The following is a 17,919-nucleotide window of genomic DNA, read 5'->3' on the forward strand; positions in this document are numbered from 1 at the left end:
GCGCGGGAGGTGATCACATACTTGCCACAGTCCGGTGCCACACAGGCAACCCAGGCCACGTTCGCCCCCAGTACCATGACTATCACGCCGCCGAATCGATCCATATATATGCTTAGGAGATGGCGTCTCCTCATGCTATGGTCAGTGGCTGCCCTGACTTTATCACTTCCAGTCCGCAGCAGTGCAATCACTGAAGCGGAGGCCATATGAAAGATTTCACTCGACCCGACGAAGGCATGGCTTTGGTCGTCGATGCAGCGATCGACATGGAGGCATTTTCCGGATGCGTACTCGCGTGGCAATACCTGCACATGCATGCCGTTCCACCAGGTGTCGCGATGAGGGTGTTCTCCCAAAATGGCCCGCGGCGCACTTCGAATTCGAATGGCCAGCGCACATCCTTGGAACGCCCCTCTGCTAACCGCGGGCAAGTTGCCGAACATTCGACCGAATTGGCTGAGGCACGATTGGGAGCCGTGCTAAAGTTCCGCATACCAAGGAAGAACATCACGCTCTCCGAAACGATCGATCAGGCCATCGAGATGATGGGGATCCACAATCGGTACTACGCCGAAGCCCTTCTGCGCATCCATGCCGTCAAAACGCCGGTTATCATGCGGGTTCTATTCGACGTGGCACGCCGAAGGGGGATTGCCTCTCCAACCACGCCTCTAGCGCCGGCAAGGGCCATTCGACTGTTGCACTCGGTCTGAAACAGCCTCTCCACAACCAGACGTGGGTGTGGTGAAGACGCCATTCGTGCATTTCAGTTTTTTCGCGTCGTATCCAGCACAAGGTGACGGTGGATTTCTGCTGTCAACGTTTCGATTCGCTCCGCCATCGCCTTGGTGATTTCTGTCAGCTCCGTGTTCTGACGGAGCAGCTCCAACGTTTGTGCGGAGTGCTTGCCCGACGCAACGGCGATCGCTTCACGGTGCTTGGCATCGGCTTCAGAGTGCGCCTTATCCCGTGCCGCCTGGCGCGTTTGTGCTAGCAAAATAAGGGGTGCAGCATACGCCGCCTGCAAACTAAACGCCAGATTCAAGAGTATGAAGGGATAGGCGTCAAAATAAGCAAGCCCCAACACATTGGCTGCAATCCAAATGGCGACAATGACGCTTTGCACGCCAAGAAAAACTGGAGTACCAAAGAAGCGAGCAAGCGCCTCCGCCTTGAGCCCGAACAAGTCACTCCCAAACGTCTTGGATAAGTGTTCGTGCTGCCGATGAAAACGCAAATGATCGACAGGTGATTCAACTGTCGAAGAGAGGTCTTCGCTTGGAGGGGCGTCCATTTCATTCTCCCAAAATGCCCACAATGGATTCGCTCACTATAGCCCAATTTGTGATCGGCATTTCCAGTTCGCTACCGTAGTGGTGATCAACGATCACTGCGCCGACGCGCTAGCCAGGTAAGGCGTACACTTGAACTCAGTCGTGACGCAGAAACTCGCCCAAGAACATCACCGGCCTGGCTTTCCAACGCCAATCGGCCAGTGCACGCTCTATGTCCTAGTATTTTGATGGAGTAAATCATGAACAGAACAAAGAAAATCGAGGATCCAACGCCTCACAAAGCGTTGCCAGGCAAGGCAGGCGACATCAACAAACAACAGCAAAAGTCAGCTCGCAATGAAGTCGTAGGACGCCATAAAGACGCGGGACAGCAGGGGCATCGCGGCGCGCGTTAATCCCACCGTCGATCCATGAAACGCCCATGTCAACCTGGCTAATCAGTGGCACCGCTGCGCGTCGATTTAGGGCATTGCCGTTTCATCGCTGACGTCCGTTCCATATTGAGTCATGGATTCTTACAGGCCGGCTGTCGCCTTGAAATGCCGTCGAACAGTGCCATCAAGCCGCTGTCGATTGCAGATGGACGCTGCGCGCTGAAACATTGCCTTCGATGATAGTAAGTGAAGCGTGTGACGCTGGCCAGGCGGACTCCGTTGAACGAATGAGAGGCCCGCGCCAGCCGCACCACGGAAGCCCCATGTCAAGCGCCGATACGCAAAGTCTGGGTCGATGCCGTGTCCGATACGATGGGGCAATCACGCAATGACGCGATTGGTGCTATCGTGATGTCGTTGAAACTATCTGGTACAGCACCATGTCATTCACTCCAGAACGCCGGCTGCAGTGCGTGAAGGCAACGGCCATCGACCATGCCATTGACCTGGTCTGCACGCATGGCTTGTCTTTTGCTTCGACCTATCTGCGTAACCAGGGATTGCGGAACGAGACGATCGCACGTGTCCTGTCTGGCCCCCAGAACCAGCACCGCAAGCACGAATGTTCCAAGCTGCATCACGAGTTACCATATGCATCACCGTCCCAAGACACCAACACGCCTACCCGACAGCTGAGTTATAGCACACGCCCAAAACCTGGGTATTTGCGTTGATGCGGCCGGCGCATGGCTAACTAGAAATCAAGGTGACGCCATGCCTTCGGAACCAAACGTCATCCGTAGAGGTGACATTCCCGCCAGTATGATTGTAATTAATGGTTAATTCTTCATTGATTTCGATGTCGCGATCAGCAAAGAAATGGAGCTCCCGCTCTTCAGCGAACGCAACGTACCTAAGATTGGCGGGATTGGCGTGGTTGTACATGCTCCCCCATCCCAGTGCTAGGCAGCCGGCGGATTCCCCCTTTGTCAAATGCCCCCAATTGAACAACAAGCGCTTCACCTCCTCGGGCAATTGAACCCAGTATGGGGACAGCAGCACAACCGGACAAGCCTCGACAAGTTCACCAGCAAATATCTGCCGACTAGCAAACACGCCCCTGCCCTTTGAAGAGCCAGTGTCCCGTATATGCCCGAGACAAGCCTTGATGTTCGTCATAGCGACCTGACCTCTCGCTTTCCATGCCTTAGGCACATACAGAGACAAGGCTCCGCCGAAAAAGGACATCACATCCTTCCGCAGGCCCATGACAACAAAATAGCGCCTGCCACCCAGCGACTTTTTCTTAAGCCGCCCCCCCTATTATGGGCGCATACTTCGGCGCTGGATCATCTCCCTCTCGTGCCGTATCGATCGCGCCCTCAAGCCGGGTACAATGCATGCATCCAATCGCTGCTGCCCGGCGCTTTGCTCCGTCCTTGTTCGTCGATAAACGCATAGGGGCGTTTCCTGCAGCTTCACACAAGTGACATAACCCGCGGTACCTGTTCCGGTTTGGGTGAACTAGCGGAGTATGCTGCGGGCGTCCTGCCCCATACCCGACGAAGGCAACGAGTCATTTGGAGGAAGAAATCCCACGGGGAGATTGAATGCTGTATTAACCTATGTTTCCAGACTCTACCTCGCGCCAACGATGTGCCGACATTGCTCGGCAGGCCTCTCTTTTCACGCATCACGCGGACTGCCCGCAATTTTGCGCCAGGATGCGGAACGTCTTTAATTTATCGCGACGCTGAAACGCTCGCCTGGCAACTTGTGACCGAATTCCGCTGTTGTTGTGTATCTCCGGCACCCAGCAAATCGAGATCGCCCGGATCAAGAAGACTGCGCCTCCGGAAGGCAGATGCAGAACGCAATTGTGATGCGCAAATGTCGATGACATAGGTGCGCTTGCGTACCGACGACATCGACATTTCGGCGAATAGTGGTTTCATTGCATCTGACCGAAATATTCGCCCAGTTGAATACACAGCCAAGGCGATTGGCGCTGCATATTCTTTGAAGGGAGTTTCATATGGACGAGTATTTTTCAGGGCCCGCCTTTGGGGATGCCGCGTTGCGCAGCAACGAGTTGGACGTGTCTGAACAGCTACGTCTTGATGCAGCACTGGACGACGCATTGCGTTGCACTTTCCCGGCAAGCGACCCCGTTGCCCTTAACTTTGCCTTTACTTCGCTCGTCTCAAGACGAAGCGAACTCATGAGGCGCGCATTCCCGCGGAGGTCAGCATGAACCCGGTCACATCATTTCTGGTTGGCGTCTGCTTGCTCGCCGGCACAGCCCTCACCTATTTGGGTAATCCAATCATTGCGGCACCACTCTTCATCCTCGCGATTCTCATTGCCCTGTCGCTGAAAATGGCGAATGCGTGGGAAAAGTTCGTCATTTTGAGATTGGGTAAGTTGCAGAGCGTCAAAGGAGCGGGCTTGTTCGCCATCATTCCAATTATCGATAACGTGGTCGCGATCATCGACGTACGTATTCAAACAACCGCCTTTAATGCCGAAGAAGCGCTCACCCGCGACACGGTTCCAGTGAATGTCGACGCAATCATCTTCTGGCATGTGCATGACGCGGAAAAGGCCGCTTTGGCCATTACCCATTACCGGGAAGCAATCGATCGCGTCGCACAAACGTCGTTGCGCGAAATGATCGGGGCATCGATGCTGGCCTCATTGCTATCTGAACGCAAAGAGGCTGACGAGCTCCTGAAGGATGTCATTTCGAGGAAGACGGCTCCCTGGGGCATTTCAATCAGTTCCGTCGAGATCCGCGACGTAGCGATTCCCGTCGCTTTGCAAGATGCGATGTCGCGTCAGGCGCAGGCCGAGCGCGAAAAGCAGGCTCGCGTCATCCTGGGGTCTGCCGAAGCAGCGATTGCTGGCAAGTTTGTCGAGGCCGCTGATACCTATGCCGGGCATCCTGCGGCACTGCAGTTACGAGCGATGAATATCATCTATGAGACAACGAAGGAGCGTGGCGCCACCATTTTGATTCCAAGCACGATGATCGATAGTTTGAATCCACCTACAACCATGGAGAAGCCCGCAAGCATTGATCGAAGAGCCTCGGGTCCAGAGGTAACCATGAGCAAAGTTGCGGCCTGATTCCATTGCCCTCCCAGTCACACCCTGTTCAAGATCAGGCAAACAAATTGTAGTTGGATAATATGATCCAACTACGATCCAACCCCAGCCTTAGCCACGACCATGTTTGCAGCATTGGAAGGTCAGCCAAATTTCGCGGACTTGGTCGTCGATCAAGGCGCGCTTGCCCGTCATGTTATGCTGACCTTTCCGATTGATTCACTTGGAGGGCAATCATCATGAGCACCGATAGCGAGAAGAACTTGCAGTACATCGCCAACCTCACTGAGCAGCAATTGGAGAAGGCGAAGGAGATTTACCTCAAATCCTACAAGGGCTCGGATAACCCAATCATCCTTGCGGCAATCATTCAGGCGATGGCGATTAACTTCCAAACGCACATGCTCATGGATTGAGGGGCGCTTGCTATGCTTTCCTCTATTCCGAGGAGGTGTGCGTGAGGATCTGCAAACGTTGCACGATCGAGCTGCTGTTCTCCGAGTGCAGGCCAGCGATCGGTCATCTCGGGGTCTATTTCTTTTGTCCGCGTTGTGGGTATCGGATCAAACTTGCGAACATCGGCAGGCCTGGCGACCCACTTAAATTGATCCAGTTCGCTGATTGACACTGGATCCGTGTTAAGGTGGGTTCTTTGAAGGAGAACAACATGGAACCCTTGAACCCAAGGCCTAAGTTTCTGCGAGATCCTACTGGGTGGCACTGGTCCTTGATGTGGTGGACGCCCACCAAACGTGCATTTCGTCGGGTTGAATCCAATACGGTTTTTGCCAGCGAGGCCGAAGCGCGGGCCGATTTCAAAGAGCGTGAAGAGGAAGCTCGACGCGATACCGATCAAGGAAGCTGATTCTCGGTTTTCCTACAGGATTCCAATTTCGATGCGCATGATTTGATATTTATCAAATCGAACAAATCTGCAGGCGATATGCTGGCCTGCATGATCTTCTTTGACGCCTCGTCTTACAGCAAGCGCACCTATGCCCGCTTCCGTTCCTGCCTGGCGCTTGAACGGTTTGTTTCGTCGCCACACTCTGAGGGGCGTTCTGCTTCACTAAGATGGGCGCGCGCCTGGCAACTAGTCGTCCAACGTCCTGAACGAGAAAATGAACTAGCACCGATTGCTCCGTCGATCGGCATGTACGACGGCTCCTTGAATCTCAAATCAAGCCAGCGCAGCGTGGCGCGAGAAGACGTTCTCGATTAGGCGCGCAGGTACCTGGATTGACAAGCGAGACCAACAAGTGGCCAAGGATGGCGGTAACACTTTTGCCGGCGCGTCACAGTACTTCTCGGTATCGAGGGATGGCGGCCGAACGTTCGGTCCGGACTACAAGATCGCCGACCATACGTGCGAATGTTGCAGGAGTTCCCTTGCGCTGAACCAAAAGGGGAATCCAGTTCTCCTTTGGCGGCACGTATTCGAGCCAAATATCCGCGACCACGCTCTCGTCGAATTGTCGGCCGATGGGAGTCTCGGCCCCATTGAGCGCGTCAGCACTGACAACTGGGCTATCGATGCGTGCCCGCACCAGGGACCTGCTATTGCATTCGGCTCGGACGGACGCCGGCATCAAACCTGGTTCACAGGTGGCGCAGCAGGTGGTGCCCTCTTTTACGCAAACCAGAAGCACGACGACACCCTGACGGGATTGTCTTTCGTCCGTTGTTTGACACGCATCATCATCGCTATTCCGTTTACTGACGCCTGCGCAAACAACAAGATAGTTAATCCGCTCAGAGCGGCTTCACCTGCACAACCACCTTACCTTTCGCCCTGCCTTGCTCAAGGTATGCGAGCCCGTCCTTTGCCTGGGCAAAGGGAAATACCTTATCAACCACCGGGTGTAAGCGCGATGCAGCAAGGTGTGCACCGATCTTTGCCAATTGCAGTCCATCCGGATGCACGAACAGAAAAGAATAACTGGCCTCACGCTGCTTCGCCTTCCGAGTGATTTTCCTGCTCAGCAGGCCGAACACGAACTTCATCAGAAAGTTCATTCCGCGCTGCTGTGCGAATGCCGCATCCGGCGGCCCGATCAACGAAACGATCTTGCTGCCGGGCCTGACGACCCGCAGCGACTTTTCCAGTTCGTCGCCGCGCAGTGTGCCGAGCACGACGTCGAAGTCGCGCAATTGTTCTTCGAATTTCTGCTTTTTATAGTCGATCACCTCATCCGCGCCGAGCTTGCGCACAAATTCAACGTTGGCGGTACTGGTCGTCGTAGCGACCTTGGCGCCCAGTAGCTTCGCCAACTGGATGGCAAAAGTCCCGATACCACCGGCACCCGCCGGAACAAATGCCTTCTGACCAGGCTGTAGTTGGGCTCGTTCTACGAACGCCTGCCACGAGGTTAGCCCTACCATTGGAATTGACGCAGCCTGTACAAAGTCCAGGTTCTCTGGCTTAAGCGCCGCTGCATGTTCTGGCACTGCCGCGTATTCGGCGAGTGTACCGACGCCAAGGTCAAAGGTGCTGGCGAATACCGCGTCACCGACCTTAAAACGGCTCACCCGGCTCCCGACTTCAACGACAACGCCGGCGAGGTCGCTGCCCATGGTCGCAGGCAGTTGAAGTTTGACGATGGGTTTGAAGCTCCCGGTGGGAATCATATTATCGATGGGATTAAGTCCGGCAGCGTACACCTGGACCAGGATCTCATCCGGCTCAATCGTGGGTCGTGGAAGGTCCGCGAACTCGACGTTCTTTGCACCGCCGTAGCGCTTTAAAATTAATGCTTTCATTTGGAGTCTTTCCTAAACCAGGCTCAAATCCTTGCGCAAGCCGGCATCAACCAGGCCTGCTGGCGCGAATGAGCGCAACAGGCGCAGGCGCTTTGCCAGGCCGCCAGCGGTGTAGCGCAGCTTTGGCTTGCTGGCCAGCGCCGCTTTCAATACAGTTTCCGCAACCACTTCAGGCCCTTCGGCGCCAGCCATCGCTTCCTGCACCCGGCGCGTCACCGTACCCCGCACTTCGCCGTAGGCATCCAGCTTGGCATCGGGCTCCAGCAGGTTGGCATCGAATGGTGTCTTGGTGTACGCCGGTTCGATCACGATTGAGCGAATACCCCAGTTGCGCAATTCGTGGTCCAGCGATTCCGAGTACCCTTCAATGGCATGCTTGGTGGCCGCATACAAGGCGCCGTATGGCATCGGAAGGAAGCCCAGCACAGAACCGATGTGGAGGATTCGCCCTTGCCCCCTGCCCCGCATGTGCGGCAGCACGGCGCGCGTCATGCGGACCACGCCAAAGAAATTCGTGTCGAAAATCGCTTGCGCCTGTTCGATCGAACTTTCTTCCGCACCGGCTGGCGCCACGCCGAAACCCGCATTATTGACGAGCAAATCGATGCGCCCTTCGATGGAAATCACCGCCGCGACTGCGGTTTGCACCGAATCGTCGCTGGTCACATCAAGAGGCAACGTTTCGTATGCCCGCTTCCCTCCTTGGGCGCCGCGGCGACTGGTGCCGTACACCGTGAAGCCAGCCTCTGACAGGCGCATTGCCGTCGCCTCGCCAATGCCGGACGAGGCGCCGGTAACCAATGCAATCTTCTTCATAACGTCGGATCCTCTCAAGTCGAACACGGAATATGATGCTCATCATATTCCGATATAAAAAAAAGGCGCGACCGTAGCGCCCACTTCACTCGGCGGCCGGTGAAAACTGTTTCAAAGCTGCTGCACAAAGTGCTTGCGACAACTTGGGGTCGTCAACCGCACGGGCCACCATCGTTGTGCCGATCAAACCGCACACAAGTGCCATTGCCTGCTCATGCGCCTGGGGCCGGCCCCAGTCCGGCAATTGACGCGCAAACAAATCGATCATCTCCTTGATGTGGATGGTCGCCGCGCGCCGCACCTCCGGTGCTTGCCTCGGCATCTCCGAGCCAAGTGCCGAGACCGGACAGCCCGTTTCAATGGCCGCTATATGCTCCGGCGACAAGTATGCCTGCATCATTGCCTGCAATGCTTGCCCTGGTGGAGCTGTAGCCGCCACGCGTGCCGCCAGCGCCACCGATTCGGCACCGGCACGATCCCCCGCTTCAGCGAGCAGCGCATCGCGCGAATCGAAGTGCGCGTAGAAACCGCCGTGCGTCAGACCAGCCTCCTTCATAATGTCAGCGACGCCAGTACCGCTATAGCCGGTGCGCCGAATCGCGCGCGCGGCGACTTCCACGATACGCTCGTGCGTTTCCTCTTTACGACTTAGCAACTGTTGCTTAGTAGTTTTCTTCTGCATGATGACCATCATATACCAGTTTTTCGAAACGTGCACAAAGGCTCGACGGATACTGCAGATATAATGACTGGCTTGCAGCAGAACCTTTAGAAACGCGGATGAACGATATCGAACTGCCTTTCCGTGCCACCGCGTATGAAGCCTGCGCCTGGCTGACGCAGCAGACCGAGTCTCCTTGGACCCTGGCCCGACTTCTCGAGAACGGGCTAACGCCTGTAATCTGGCTCGACTACGATGCGGCATATCCCGAACTGTTCGGCGATGCCAATGGCGGTTATGCAGCGCCGATTTTCTTCCGGGACGATATTGCCCGCCTGGCGGCCGGCAGCGAAGATGTGCTGATCACGTTCACGAAAGATGCCTGCAAACTGCCGGCGCGGTTACCTGCGCCGGGATTTCGTCGCTCGCTCGACGAATTGCGCTTCCCCAAAAAGGACCTCGAGCGGCTCGCCGGAAAACTCAAACACGATGCGCGCCCAGCGCAGCAGCAAGCGCCAGCCCCGGGAGCCAGCGAGGCGCAGTTCGGGATTGGCAAGGCCGAGGTGCTGGCTGCGTTTTCCGGTTTCGTGCGCCTGGACCTGGCGCGCGAACTGGATGGGGCGGTGGGCATCTTCGGCGACGATGGCGCTCGCGTCAAAGCAAGCGCCCGAAAATCGAAACGCAGCACGGTATGGAATCCTGTCACGCTCGCCCTGGGCCTGCACGACGTCTACCGTGTCCCGCTCGGCCCTTTAAAGCGCGCATTCAAATCGCACGACTTTCTCTACGCTTGGGAAATCGATTGGGAAGAGTCCCTTCGTTTGCTCGGCAAATAGCCACCTGATCCCGAAATCAGCGCTGCAACCCATCTTGCATCAGGCTTTCGTCAGCGGGATGGTGCTAAGTTGCATAGAAAACTGCCCCCTTGGATCTCAACTAGGGAAGTAGTTCCGGTATTCGTCGCGCAATGAACAGCAACCATTCTGCCCACTAGATGGGTTGCGCTGGCGCTGAGTGTATAACTTTCTGTCCAGCGATCCGCTCGAATATCTGCAACGCTAACCAGCCTGCCTCACCTAGATCCCGCGATCGCGACCCAACGTATTCTGCCTGTCTGCCACAAGGAGTTTTCATACTTCTTGCGTACTGAGTTCAACAGCATTTTCTCTAAAAGACGCAGATCTTTGATTTAATTGTTAAAACTTCCCGTCAATACACTAACGACACGAGTAGCCCCTGCAGTACAAGTGCAGGACTCACCTTTTTCAATGCAGTTCCAAGGACCAGCACCCTTGCCACGCTTACAGTTCGTTCCCTTCTTCCTGGAGTTTAGCGAAGGAAAGTGTTGCCCCGTAAATTGTCACGCGTCCAATTCGCCAGCCAGGCGGAGAAGATGTCTTTAGCACTAAGAGTAAGAAAACTGCTCTACGGCGCTCAATCCACCATTAACATTCCCCGCAACGAGACATTATGCGCCTTCGCGTCGAATACTCGTGGCACGGGAACCACCAACCTGCCCAACGTGCCATCCAAAGGACACGATTGTTCAGCGCACCTTCGACGCCTCACGCACCACATTAATTGCGCGATCCCGGAACCATTGGTGAATGCGGTCGGAATTCCGCATCACGTGCCAGTACGCGAAGATCGGATAGGGTTTAAGGCCGAGCGGCAACCGCTTAACCACGATAGGCAGTAACTCGGCCATCTTCAGGGCGTAAAAACGCGGCAACGTCAGAAGAAGATCTCCGGAAGCGACGATCTGACAGGCCGCAAAATGGTGCTGGCAAAAAAGACTAATCTGCCTCTGGCGGCCATCATTGCCAAGCAGAACATCCAGCGTATTCGGTTCTCCCATCGGCGAAACGCTGACATGGCGCGCGGCGAAGTATTCCGCACGGGTCAGGCTCCCATTCGCCAGGGGATGGTCGCGGCGCATGACGACCACGTGCGACTCGTCGAAGATATAAGCGCTGGCAACGCGCGGCCCGACCCGGATGCGGCGCTCAAACACCAGGTCCAACTGCCCACCGGCCAGGGCGCGCTCCACTTCATCCAGCGGCACGCGCCGGCTCGCCAGCTTGAGGCGCGGCGCTTCTGCCGCAAACGTGGCCGCCAGGGCTGGCAGCACCATTGACTCCAGCATATCGCGCGAACCCATCGTCATTTCGGCATCAAGCATCTCCGGCCGCACTTCGGCCTCACTGCGCAGGGTCCCTTGCAGACCTTGCAGATAGCTTTGCACCGCCTCGATCACCGCCAGCGTGCGCTCGGTGGGGACGACGCTATTGCCCTGCCGGACGAACAAGGGGTCGCCAAAGTGTTCGCGCAAGCGGTTCAACGCGTGGGTTACCGCCGGTTGCGTCAAATGCAGGGAGCGCGCAGCGGCCGTGATCCCGCCCTGCTGGTAAATCGCGTCAAGCACCCGGAAAAGGTTCAGGTCGATGCGGGCATCCATATAAATTCCATTAATGTCTTCGCATTATAAATATTCATTATATAGATTACCTGAGTTCGCGTACGCTGGTTTTCACCACAACAAACCTGGGCTTTAAATCATGGACTTCTCCCCTTCCAAACGCGGCCAAGAAATGCTGGCACGCCTTGATCGCTTCATGCGCGAAGAACTCGAACCGGTGGAGGCGGAATATCACGCCGCCCTGACGGGCGGCGCGGACTGGCATCAATGGCGCCAGCCGGCAGTAATGGAAAAACTCAAGGCACGCGCCAAGGAAGCCGGCCTGTGGAACCTGTTCCTGCCGGAAGCCGAACACGGCGGCGCCGGTCTGTCCAATGTCGAATATGCGCCGCTGGCCGAACGCATGGGCCATTCAATGATGGCGCCGGAGGTCTTCAACTGCAACGCCCCCGATACCGGCAATATGGAAGTGCTGGCCCGCTATGGCTCGCCCGAACAGCAGCACCAATGGCTCGAGCCGCTGCTGTCCGGCGAAATCCGCTCCGCCTTCTGCATGACCGAACCGGCAGTGGCCTCGTCGGACGCCACCAATATGCAGGCGACCGCCATCGTGGAAGGCGACGAAGTCGTGCTGAATGGGCGCAAATGGTGGTCCACCGGCATCGGCCACCCGAATGTGAAGATCGCGATCTTCATGGGCCTGAGTGATCCGGATGCCGACCGCCACCGCCGCCACACCATGGTGCTTTGTCCGCTGGATACTCCGGGTGTCACCGTCACGCGCATGCTGCCAAGCTTCGGCACCTTTGACGAACCGTCCGGGCACGGTGAAGTGGTGTTCGACAATGTTCGCCTGCCTTTATCGAACATCATTCTCGGCGTTGGCCGCGGCTTCGAAATCGCCCAGGGCCGCCTTGGCCCGGGCCGCATCCACCACTGCATGCGCGCCATCGGCGCGGCGGAACACTCGCTGTCGCTGCTTTGCGCACGCGCAGAGAAACGCGTCGCTTTCGGAAAGCCGCTAGCCAAGCTAGGCGGCAATGCCGACATCATCGCCAACCTGCGCATGGCCATCGAACAGGCGCGTCTGCTGACGATGAAGGCGGCATGGACCATCGACACGCAAGGCGTGAAGGCGGCCATGAGCCTGATCTCGCAGATCAAGGTTGTCGCACCTGCAGTTGCGCAGCAAGCCGCTGATGCTGCCATCCAGATCCACGGCGCCATGGGCATGTGCGACGACACGCCATTGGCGGGCTTGTTTGCCTACGCACGGGCGCTGCGCATTGCCGACGGTCCGGATGAAGTGCACCGCGGCGTGATCGCCAAGATCGAGCTGAAACAGCAGAAGGCTGCGCGAGGAGAACTGGAATGACGAATGCAATTGCCGACGCGCGCGCAGTGCGCGATGAAGACCGCCTGGACACGGCGCGCCTGGATGCTTACCTGAAATCGGCCATCCCAGGCCTGCAGGGGGAGCCAGCGCTGCGCCAGTTCCAGGGCGGTGCGTCCAACCTGACGTACCTGGTCAGCTATGGCGACCGCAACCTGGTGCTGCGCCGTGCTCCTGCTGGCGCAGCGGCAGGCGCCCACGATATGCTGCGCGAAGCGGGCGTGATGGCGGCGCTGAAACCCAGCTTTACTTATGTGCCGGCCATCCTGGCGCGCAGCGACGATGCTTCCATCGTCGGCGCCCCCTTCTTTGCCATGGAATGCCTGCCCGGCATCATCCTGCGCAGCAACCTGCCGGCCGGCTTCCCTCTCGATGCAGCCGGCGTACGTAAGCTGTGCACCAATGTCCTCGACCGCCTGATCGAACTGCAGGGCATCGATGCGACGCAACCGGCACTGGCGGCACTGGGCAAAGGCGAAGGCTATGTTGAGCGCCAGTTCGGCGGCTGGACTTCGCGCTGGCAGCGCGCGCAGACCGAAGGCACCGACGCCTGCGAAGACGTCATTGCCTGGCTGGCTGCGACGCGCCCGAAACAGGATTCCCGCCTGTGCGTCATCCACAACGACTACCGCTTCGACAATGTGGTGCTCGATCCTGCCGACCCGACCAAGGTGATTGGCGTCCTGGATTGGGAAATGGCCACGCTGGGTGATCCTTTGATGGACCTCGGCGGCTCTCTCGCTTATTGGGTGGAGGCCGGTGACGAACCAGCCTTCCAGGCGGTCCGACGCCAGCCAACGCACGCGGAAGGCATGTTCACGCGGCGCGAAGTGCTGGCCTACTATGTCGACAAGACTGGAATGGATACCGGCGATTTTGCCTTCTATGAAGTCTTCGGACTGTTCCGCCTGATGGTCATCGCGCAGCAGATCTACCGCCGCTATGTCCTGGGCCAGACCACCAATGAGCAGTTTGCGAGTCTCGGCGTCATGGTAGGCATCCTGGCCAGGCGTTGCCGCGAAACGATCGCCGCCGGCGGGAGCCTCTAGTGGGCGACATATTCCTGATCCGCCATGGGCAGGCCAGTCTTGGCGCAGAGGATTACGACTGTCTCTCCGAACTGGGCGAGCTTCAGTCCGCTCTTCTGGGAAGCTGGCTGGCGCGCAGCGGGCGCCGCCCTGCCCGCATTGCTGTTGGCGGCCTTCGCCGTCATGCGCAGACGGCGCAGGCCTGCCTGCGCGCGGCGGGGCTGGGCGAAATCCCGACTCTCGTACTACCCGGCCTGGACGAATTCGATGCCAACGAACTGGTTGCCCAGGTGGAGGCGCAATCCGCATCCGGCGCTTCTGCGCGCGCTGCGCTTGCGCGCGATCCTGCCGAGCAGAAGGCCTTGCAAAGCCTGATTCTGGCAGCTGTCGACCGCTGGACAGCCGGAGGGCACGACCACGAATACAACACCAGTTGGCCCGCCTTCAGCGCCGCCGTGCGCGATGCCTGGGAGTCGCTCGCCACCACGCACGAAGGTGAAACCTGGGTTTTCACATCGGGCGGCCCGATCAGCGTGATCGTCGCTGCCCTCATGGACTTGCCCGCAGAACGCACTTTCTCCCTGTGCTGGCCGCTGGTCAACACCAGCGTCACACGCATCCGGCTTGGCCGGCGATCACGCCAGCTCATTACATACAACGGGTGGCCGCACCTTGACGGCGCAGCAGAATCGCAACTGCTCACCCACCGCTGAATACTTCTGAAGGGAACCAATATGAATCCATCCAATTTGTTCGACCTGACCGGCAAGGTCGCCCTCGTCAACGGCGCCAGCCGCGGCATTGGCGCTGAAATCGCTCGCCTGCTTGTCGCTCACGGCGCCCACGTCATCGTCACCAGCCGCCGCCGCGATGACTGCCAGCGCATCGCCGATGAAATCGCCCTCGCATCAGGCGGTTCGGCCGAGGCGGCAGCCTGCCATATCGGCGACCAGGCCCAAATCGAAGCACTGTACGACTCGATCCTCAAGCGCCATGGCCGCCTGGACATCCTGGTGAATAATGCCGCCACCAACCCCTACTTCGGTCCGATTGAAGACACTAGCGTGGAGGCATTCCAGAAAACGATCGACGTGAATATCCGCGGCTACTTCTTCATGTCTACCCTCGCCGCGAAGCTGATGAAAGAGAACCAGGACGGCTCCATCATCAATGTGGCCTCTGTCAATGGCGTGATCCCCGGCCACCACCAGGGCATCTACTCGATCACCAAGGCGGCAATCATCTCCATGACCAAGGCATTTGCGGCGGAACTGGCGCAAAAAGGTGTGCGCTGCAACGCCCTGCTGCCAGGCTTCACCGATACCAAGTTCACTGCAGCGCTGAAAGATTCGCCGGAAGTTCTTGGATCGCTGCTGGCGCACGTCCCCATGCGCCGCGCCGCCCAGCCATCCGAGATGGCCGGTGCGGTCCTGTATCTTGCTTCCGCCGCGTCAAGCTACACGACGGGCGCGATCCTCAACGTCGACGGCGGCTACCTCTGCGCCTGACCCGTCAACCTGGTCGGCCAGCATTTCGCCGGTGAGCGATTGCAGGCCGATGCCGTGTCCGCAGCACACCGACGTCGACACCACGTTCCCGCTGACGGTGATCATGGGCAGCGTCGTATTGGCCAGGCTGGCGTAACCGCTCCAGCGCGACACGACCGGCGCGCCGCGCAGCGCGGGAAAACGGTCGTACAAGCGGCCCACGATTTCAGACAGGTCCGCATGGCTCGGAGTGGATGGAATCGGTAGGCCATAGGCGTCATTCAGGCGCTTGGCCGTCGCCACCAACGTGTTGCGCGGCGTGATACGAAAACTCTCCATGGCCCAGCGCGGCGCGAGCACGCCCAGGCGCCGGGGTAAGTCCAGGGTCGCCAACTGGTCTTCCGACAAAGGCCCCACTTCGACAGCGGTAGCGCGCAGTGTTGCCATACCGGCGGGTAGCATTCCAAGCCGCGGTGAATAGGCATTGGTCGCAAAAACCAATGTCGGAGCCCTGGCCTTGCCCAACGGTGTTTTCACGGTGACGCGCCCCCCATCTTCGAAAGACAGCATCGGGGTCCCTTCGTATAGCTTGATCCCTGCCTCCAGTACAGCGCGCCGCAGGCCAGCCACGTACATGCCGGGATCCAGCGTGCCGCCATCGGGTGTGCAAATCGCGGAGACGAACGCCGGTCCCTGCAGCGCACGCAGGCTATCCTGGTCCAGCAACAGGACACGCGCACCGAAAGCGATTCCCGCATACGCATCCTTTGCCAGCAGCGGCTCCTCCGAAGGACGGAAGCTGCCGCGCATCATGCCGCCAGCGGAGTAGCCGCAATCTATGCCGTATCTTCGCAACTGGTCCTCCACATATGCCACACCTTTGTCATAGATTCCAACGACTCGCGCCGCTTCGACGAAGCCGACACGCCGGTCAAGCAAGTCATATTCAAGCTGGATGCTGCCGGCGAGATAGCCGGCATTGCGTCCGTTGGCGCCTGCGCCGGCAAATTCCTGCTCCAGCAGGATTACCTTTGCGCCCCGTTCGTGGAATTCAAGGGCGGCGGACAACCCCGGGATACCGCCGCCGACTATGATGACATCCCCCTCAACCATGCCTTCGAGCCGCTTCTGTAAATCCGCTGGCGCATCCATCCAAGTATTCATTTCAAACCTCAGAAAAAAAAGGCCCGGCAAACCGCGCCGGGCCTGAACCACCCAAGATGGTGGGAGACACTACCGGTTACTACAACATTAGTTTTGACGCGCCCTTCTGTTCACACTTGCGTCGAGCATTCCAGTCAATGCCAGCGCAGACTTGATCGCGCACCATTGCAGTGGCTCTGGCAAGGTTGTCGGCGTCTTATGCTGCAAAGCCGTCATCAAAGGATGGTCGATACCACCGATGCGCTCGGCCAACAGCAATCCCATCATGGACTGTGTGGCCACGCCATGGCCTGAGCAGCCCGCGGTATAGAGCACATTGCCGGCGTCACCGCTTGCCCCAACAACAGGCAAAGCGTCATAGGCCATGCTCACGTATCCGCTCCAGCAGGCGCGGATGCCGATACCGCGCAGGCCCGGGAAGCGCTCGTGCAGCCCTTCCTCCAACGCCGCATATGCCGCGTGATCCGGCACGTTCGGCGTTTTCGAGCCGTAGGCATAGTTGAGCTGCTTGGTCGTCGTCACGATCGTGTTACGGGCAGTGAGGCGATGGCTTTCCATCGTCCAGTGCGGGGTGACGATACCCTCGCGTCCTTGCCAGCCCAATGCTGCCAGCTGTTCGGCCGACAATGGCTCCGTCTCCAATGCCGAAACCCGGATTGGCGCGACCTTGTCCTTCAACAGACCCAATTGCGGCGTATAGGCATTTGTAGCGAGCACCAAGAAAGGCGCGCTGGCGCTTCCCTTCGCTGTTACTGCCTTGACCGTCGCGCCGGTTGTAAATGAATGCATCCCGGAGTTTTCATATATCTTCACTCCCGCCCGCAATGCCGCACGCCGCAAGCCGAGCACATACTTTCCGGGATCGAGCGTGCCACCGCGCGGCGCGTAACAACCAAACAGGAAAGCCGGCGGAATGCCACGCGCCCGCAGCGCGGCGGAATCAAGGAACTCGGAATAACTCCCCAGTTCCAGGCCGGTTTGCATGTCCTTGCGCAGCTTAGCCTCCTGCGAGGCGTGGACAGCTGCGCGAAGGATGCCGGACTGGTTGTAGTCGCAGTCGATGCCATATTCGCGCAGCTTGCGCTCCACATAGCTCACACCCTGGTCATAGAATTCGACGATACCTTTGGAACGCTCATGGCCTATGCGTTTGTGGAACATGTCAAACTCGATGCCTGCACTTCCTGCAAGGTAACCAGCATTGCGGCCGCTGGCGCCGAAGCCGCCGAAGTCACGTTCCAGCACAACGACTTTCGCGCCCCGCGCCCTGAGTTCCAGTGCAGTGTTCAAGCCTGCAAAGCCGGCACCTACCACCACGACATCGGCGCTGACATGGCTATCCAGTTCCGGCTGCAGGTCTGATGGGGCTTCCAGCCAGCCTCCGATAGGGCGATATCGATTTGTCGTTTCCATG

Annotated in this window: 19 protein-coding genes; 11 read left to right on the forward strand and 8 right to left on the reverse strand. The window is 58.2% G+C overall.

The window, feature by feature from the left end; genetic code table 11:
* Positions 1-206: 206 nt before the first annotated feature.
* Positions 207-713 carry a hypothetical protein gene (locus tag GM658_RS05620; protein ID WP_155453016.1) on the forward strand — a complete coding sequence of 169 codons (507 nt, stop codon included), beginning with the start codon at positions 207-209 and terminating at the stop codon, positions 711-713.
* A 53-nt stretch (positions 714-766) separates the two neighbouring features.
* Here GM658_RS05620 and GM658_RS05625 read toward each other — a convergent pair whose 3' ends face one another.
* Positions 767-1,294 carry a DUF1003 domain-containing protein gene (locus tag GM658_RS05625; protein ID WP_155453017.1) on the reverse strand — a complete coding sequence of 176 codons (528 nt, stop codon included), beginning with the start codon at positions 1,292-1,294 and terminating at the stop codon, positions 767-769.
* A 240-nt stretch (positions 1,295-1,534) separates the two neighbouring features.
* On the opposite strand from GM658_RS05625, the gene GM658_RS05630 reads away from it, so the two are divergent.
* A complete protein-coding gene (locus GM658_RS05630) occupies positions 1,535-1,690 on the forward strand; it encodes a hypothetical protein (RefSeq protein WP_155453018.1) in 156 nt (51 codons plus the stop codon).
* Between the two features lie 729 nt (positions 1,691-2,419).
* Here GM658_RS05630 and GM658_RS05635 read toward each other — a convergent pair.
* The gene (locus GM658_RS05635) at positions 2,420-2,938 is read right to left on the reverse strand and encodes an SET domain-containing protein-lysine N-methyltransferase (RefSeq protein WP_155453019.1); all 519 of its coding nucleotides are present in this window, start codon (positions 2,936-2,938) and stop codon (positions 2,420-2,422) included.
* A 981-nt stretch (positions 2,939-3,919) separates the two neighbouring features.
* Here GM658_RS05635 and GM658_RS05640 point away from each other — a divergent pair.
* The 4 genes from GM658_RS05640 (at position 3,920) to GM658_RS05655 (ending at position 5,999) form a co-directional block, all read left to right on the forward strand.
* Positions 3,920-4,798 (forward strand): slipin family protein, encoded by an 879-nt coding sequence (locus tag GM658_RS05640; RefSeq protein ID WP_155453020.1) that lies wholly within the window; start codon positions 3,920-3,922, stop codon positions 4,796-4,798.
* A gap of 218 nt (positions 4,799-5,016) precedes the next feature.
* Positions 5,017-5,193, forward strand: coding sequence for a hypothetical protein (locus GM658_RS05645; protein ID WP_155453021.1), 177 nt, complete (start codon positions 5,017-5,019; stop codon positions 5,191-5,193).
* Between the two features lie 251 nt (positions 5,194-5,444).
* Positions 5,445-5,642 carry a hypothetical protein gene (locus GM658_RS05650; protein WP_155453022.1) on the forward strand — a complete coding sequence of 66 codons (198 nt, stop codon included), beginning with the start codon at positions 5,445-5,447 and terminating at the stop codon, positions 5,640-5,642.
* A 42-nt stretch (positions 5,643-5,684) separates the two neighbouring features.
* A complete protein-coding gene (locus tag GM658_RS05655; RefSeq protein WP_170298685.1) occupies positions 5,685-5,999 on the forward strand; it encodes a hypothetical protein in 315 nt (104 codons plus the stop codon).
* Positions 6,000-6,529: 530 nt separating this feature from the next.
* Here the strand turns inward: GM658_RS05655 and GM658_RS05660 are convergent.
* From GM658_RS05660 to GM658_RS05670, 3 genes are all read right to left on the reverse strand, one after another.
* The gene (locus GM658_RS05660; protein ID WP_155453024.1) at positions 6,530-7,537 is read right to left on the reverse strand and encodes an NADP-dependent oxidoreductase; all 1,008 of its coding nucleotides are present in this window, start codon (positions 7,535-7,537) and stop codon (positions 6,530-6,532) included.
* Between the two features lie 12 nt (positions 7,538-7,549).
* On the reverse strand, positions 7,550-8,353 hold the full coding sequence (locus GM658_RS05665; RefSeq protein ID WP_155453025.1) for an oxidoreductase: 804 nt from the start codon (positions 8,351-8,353) through the stop codon (positions 7,550-7,552).
* A gap of 85 nt (positions 8,354-8,438) precedes the next feature.
* On the reverse strand, positions 8,439-9,047 hold the full coding sequence (locus tag GM658_RS05670) for a TetR/AcrR family transcriptional regulator (RefSeq protein WP_155453026.1): 609 nt from the start codon (positions 9,045-9,047) through the stop codon (positions 8,439-8,441).
* Positions 9,048-9,133: 86 nt separating this feature from the next.
* Between GM658_RS05670 and GM658_RS05675 the strand changes: the two genes are divergently transcribed.
* Positions 9,134-9,850: a hypothetical protein gene (locus GM658_RS05675; RefSeq protein ID WP_155453027.1), complete on the forward strand. Its 717-nt coding sequence runs from the start codon at positions 9,134-9,136 to the stop codon at positions 9,848-9,850.
* Positions 9,851-10,560: 710 nt separating this feature from the next.
* Here GM658_RS05675 and GM658_RS05680 read toward each other — a convergent pair.
* A complete protein-coding gene (locus GM658_RS05680) occupies positions 10,561-11,478 on the reverse strand; it encodes a LysR family transcriptional regulator (RefSeq protein WP_170298701.1) in 918 nt (305 codons plus the stop codon).
* Positions 11,479-11,572: 94 nt separating this feature from the next.
* On the opposite strand from GM658_RS05680, the gene GM658_RS05685 reads away from it, so the two are divergent.
* Genes GM658_RS05685 through GM658_RS05700 form a run of 4 tightly spaced genes read left to right on the forward strand, consistent with a single transcriptional unit; the run spans position 11,573 to position 15,362 of the window.
* Positions 11,573-12,808: an acyl-CoA dehydrogenase family protein gene (locus GM658_RS05685; RefSeq protein WP_155453029.1), complete on the forward strand. Its 1,236-nt coding sequence runs from the start codon at positions 11,573-11,575 to the stop codon at positions 12,806-12,808.
* Positions 12,805-13,875, forward strand: coding sequence for a phosphotransferase family protein (locus GM658_RS05690; protein WP_155453030.1), 1,071 nt, complete (start codon positions 12,805-12,807; stop codon positions 13,873-13,875). The genes GM658_RS05685 and GM658_RS05690 overlap by 4 nt, the downstream gene beginning before the upstream one ends.
* Positions 13,875-14,567 carry a histidine phosphatase family protein gene (locus tag GM658_RS05695; protein ID WP_170298686.1) on the forward strand — a complete coding sequence of 231 codons (693 nt, stop codon included), beginning with the start codon at positions 13,875-13,877 and terminating at the stop codon, positions 14,565-14,567. Before GM658_RS05690 ends, GM658_RS05695 begins: the two co-directional genes overlap by 1 nt.
* A 21-nt stretch (positions 14,568-14,588) precedes the next feature.
* Positions 14,589-15,362, forward strand: a complete 774-nt coding sequence (locus tag GM658_RS05700; RefSeq protein ID WP_155453032.1) for an SDR family oxidoreductase — start codon at positions 14,589-14,591, stop codon at positions 15,360-15,362.
* Here the strand turns inward: GM658_RS05700 and GM658_RS05705 are convergent.
* On the reverse strand, positions 15,306-16,505 hold the full coding sequence (locus tag GM658_RS05705) for an NAD(P)/FAD-dependent oxidoreductase (protein WP_155453033.1): 1,200 nt from the start codon (positions 16,503-16,505) through the stop codon (positions 15,306-15,308). The genes GM658_RS05700 and GM658_RS05705 overlap by 57 nt on opposite strands.
* An 87-nt stretch (positions 16,506-16,592) precedes the next feature.
* On the reverse strand, positions 16,593-17,918 hold the full coding sequence (locus GM658_RS05710; protein WP_155453034.1) for an NAD(P)/FAD-dependent oxidoreductase: 1,326 nt from the start codon (positions 17,916-17,918) through the stop codon (positions 16,593-16,595).
* Position 17,919 lies beyond the last annotated feature (1 nt).

Source organism: Massilia eburnea (assembly GCF_009720745.1).
Lineage (GTDB): Bacteria > Pseudomonadota > Gammaproteobacteria > Burkholderiales > Burkholderiaceae_D > Rugamonas > Rugamonas eburnea.

What these genes read in the sequence shown, in the direction of transcription:
- GM658_RS05620 (WP_155453016.1), top strand. Translation starts at nt 207, where the DNA reads ATGAAAGATTTCACTCGACCCGACGAAGGCATGGCTTTGGTCGTCGAT.
- GM658_RS05625 (WP_155453017.1), bottom strand. Translation starts at nt 1,294, where the DNA reads ATGGACGCCCCTCCAAGCGAAGACCTCTCTTCGACAGTTGAATCACCT.
- GM658_RS05630 (WP_155453018.1), top strand. Translation starts at nt 1,535, where the DNA reads ATGAACAGAACAAAGAAAATCGAGGATCCAACGCCTCACAAAGCGTTG.
- GM658_RS05635 (WP_155453019.1), bottom strand. Translation starts at nt 2,938, where the DNA reads ATGGGCCTGCGGAAGGATGTGATGTCCTTTTTCGGCGGAGCCTTGTCT.
- GM658_RS05640 (WP_155453020.1), top strand. Translation starts at nt 3,920, where the DNA reads ATGAACCCGGTCACATCATTTCTGGTTGGCGTCTGCTTGCTCGCCGGC.
- GM658_RS05645 (WP_155453021.1), top strand. Translation starts at nt 5,017, where the DNA reads ATGAGCACCGATAGCGAGAAGAACTTGCAGTACATCGCCAACCTCACT.
- GM658_RS05650 (WP_155453022.1), top strand. Translation starts at nt 5,445, where the DNA reads ATGGAACCCTTGAACCCAAGGCCTAAGTTTCTGCGAGATCCTACTGGG.
- GM658_RS05660 (WP_155453024.1), bottom strand. Translation starts at nt 7,537, where the DNA reads ATGAAAGCATTAATTTTAAAGCGCTACGGCGGTGCAAAGAACGTCGAG.
- GM658_RS05665 (WP_155453025.1), bottom strand. Translation starts at nt 8,353, where the DNA reads ATGAAGAAGATTGCATTGGTTACCGGCGCCTCGTCCGGCATTGGCGAG.
- GM658_RS05670 (WP_155453026.1), bottom strand. Translation starts at nt 9,047, where the DNA reads ATGATGGTCATCATGCAGAAGAAAACTACTAAGCAACAGTTGCTAAGT.
- GM658_RS05675 (WP_155453027.1), top strand. Translation starts at nt 9,134, where the DNA reads ATGAACGATATCGAACTGCCTTTCCGTGCCACCGCGTATGAAGCCTGC.
- GM658_RS05685 (WP_155453029.1), top strand. Translation starts at nt 11,573, where the DNA reads ATGGACTTCTCCCCTTCCAAACGCGGCCAAGAAATGCTGGCACGCCTT.
- GM658_RS05690 (WP_155453030.1), top strand. Translation starts at nt 12,805, where the DNA reads ATGACGAATGCAATTGCCGACGCGCGCGCAGTGCGCGATGAAGACCGC.
- GM658_RS05700 (WP_155453032.1), top strand. Translation starts at nt 14,589, where the DNA reads ATGAATCCATCCAATTTGTTCGACCTGACCGGCAAGGTCGCCCTCGTC.
- GM658_RS05705 (WP_155453033.1), bottom strand. Translation starts at nt 16,505, where the DNA reads ATGAATACTTGGATGGATGCGCCAGCGGATTTACAGAAGCGGCTCGAA.
- GM658_RS05710 (WP_155453034.1), bottom strand. Translation starts at nt 17,918, where the DNA reads ATGGAAACGACAAATCGATATCGCCCTATCGGAGGCTGGCTGGAAGCC.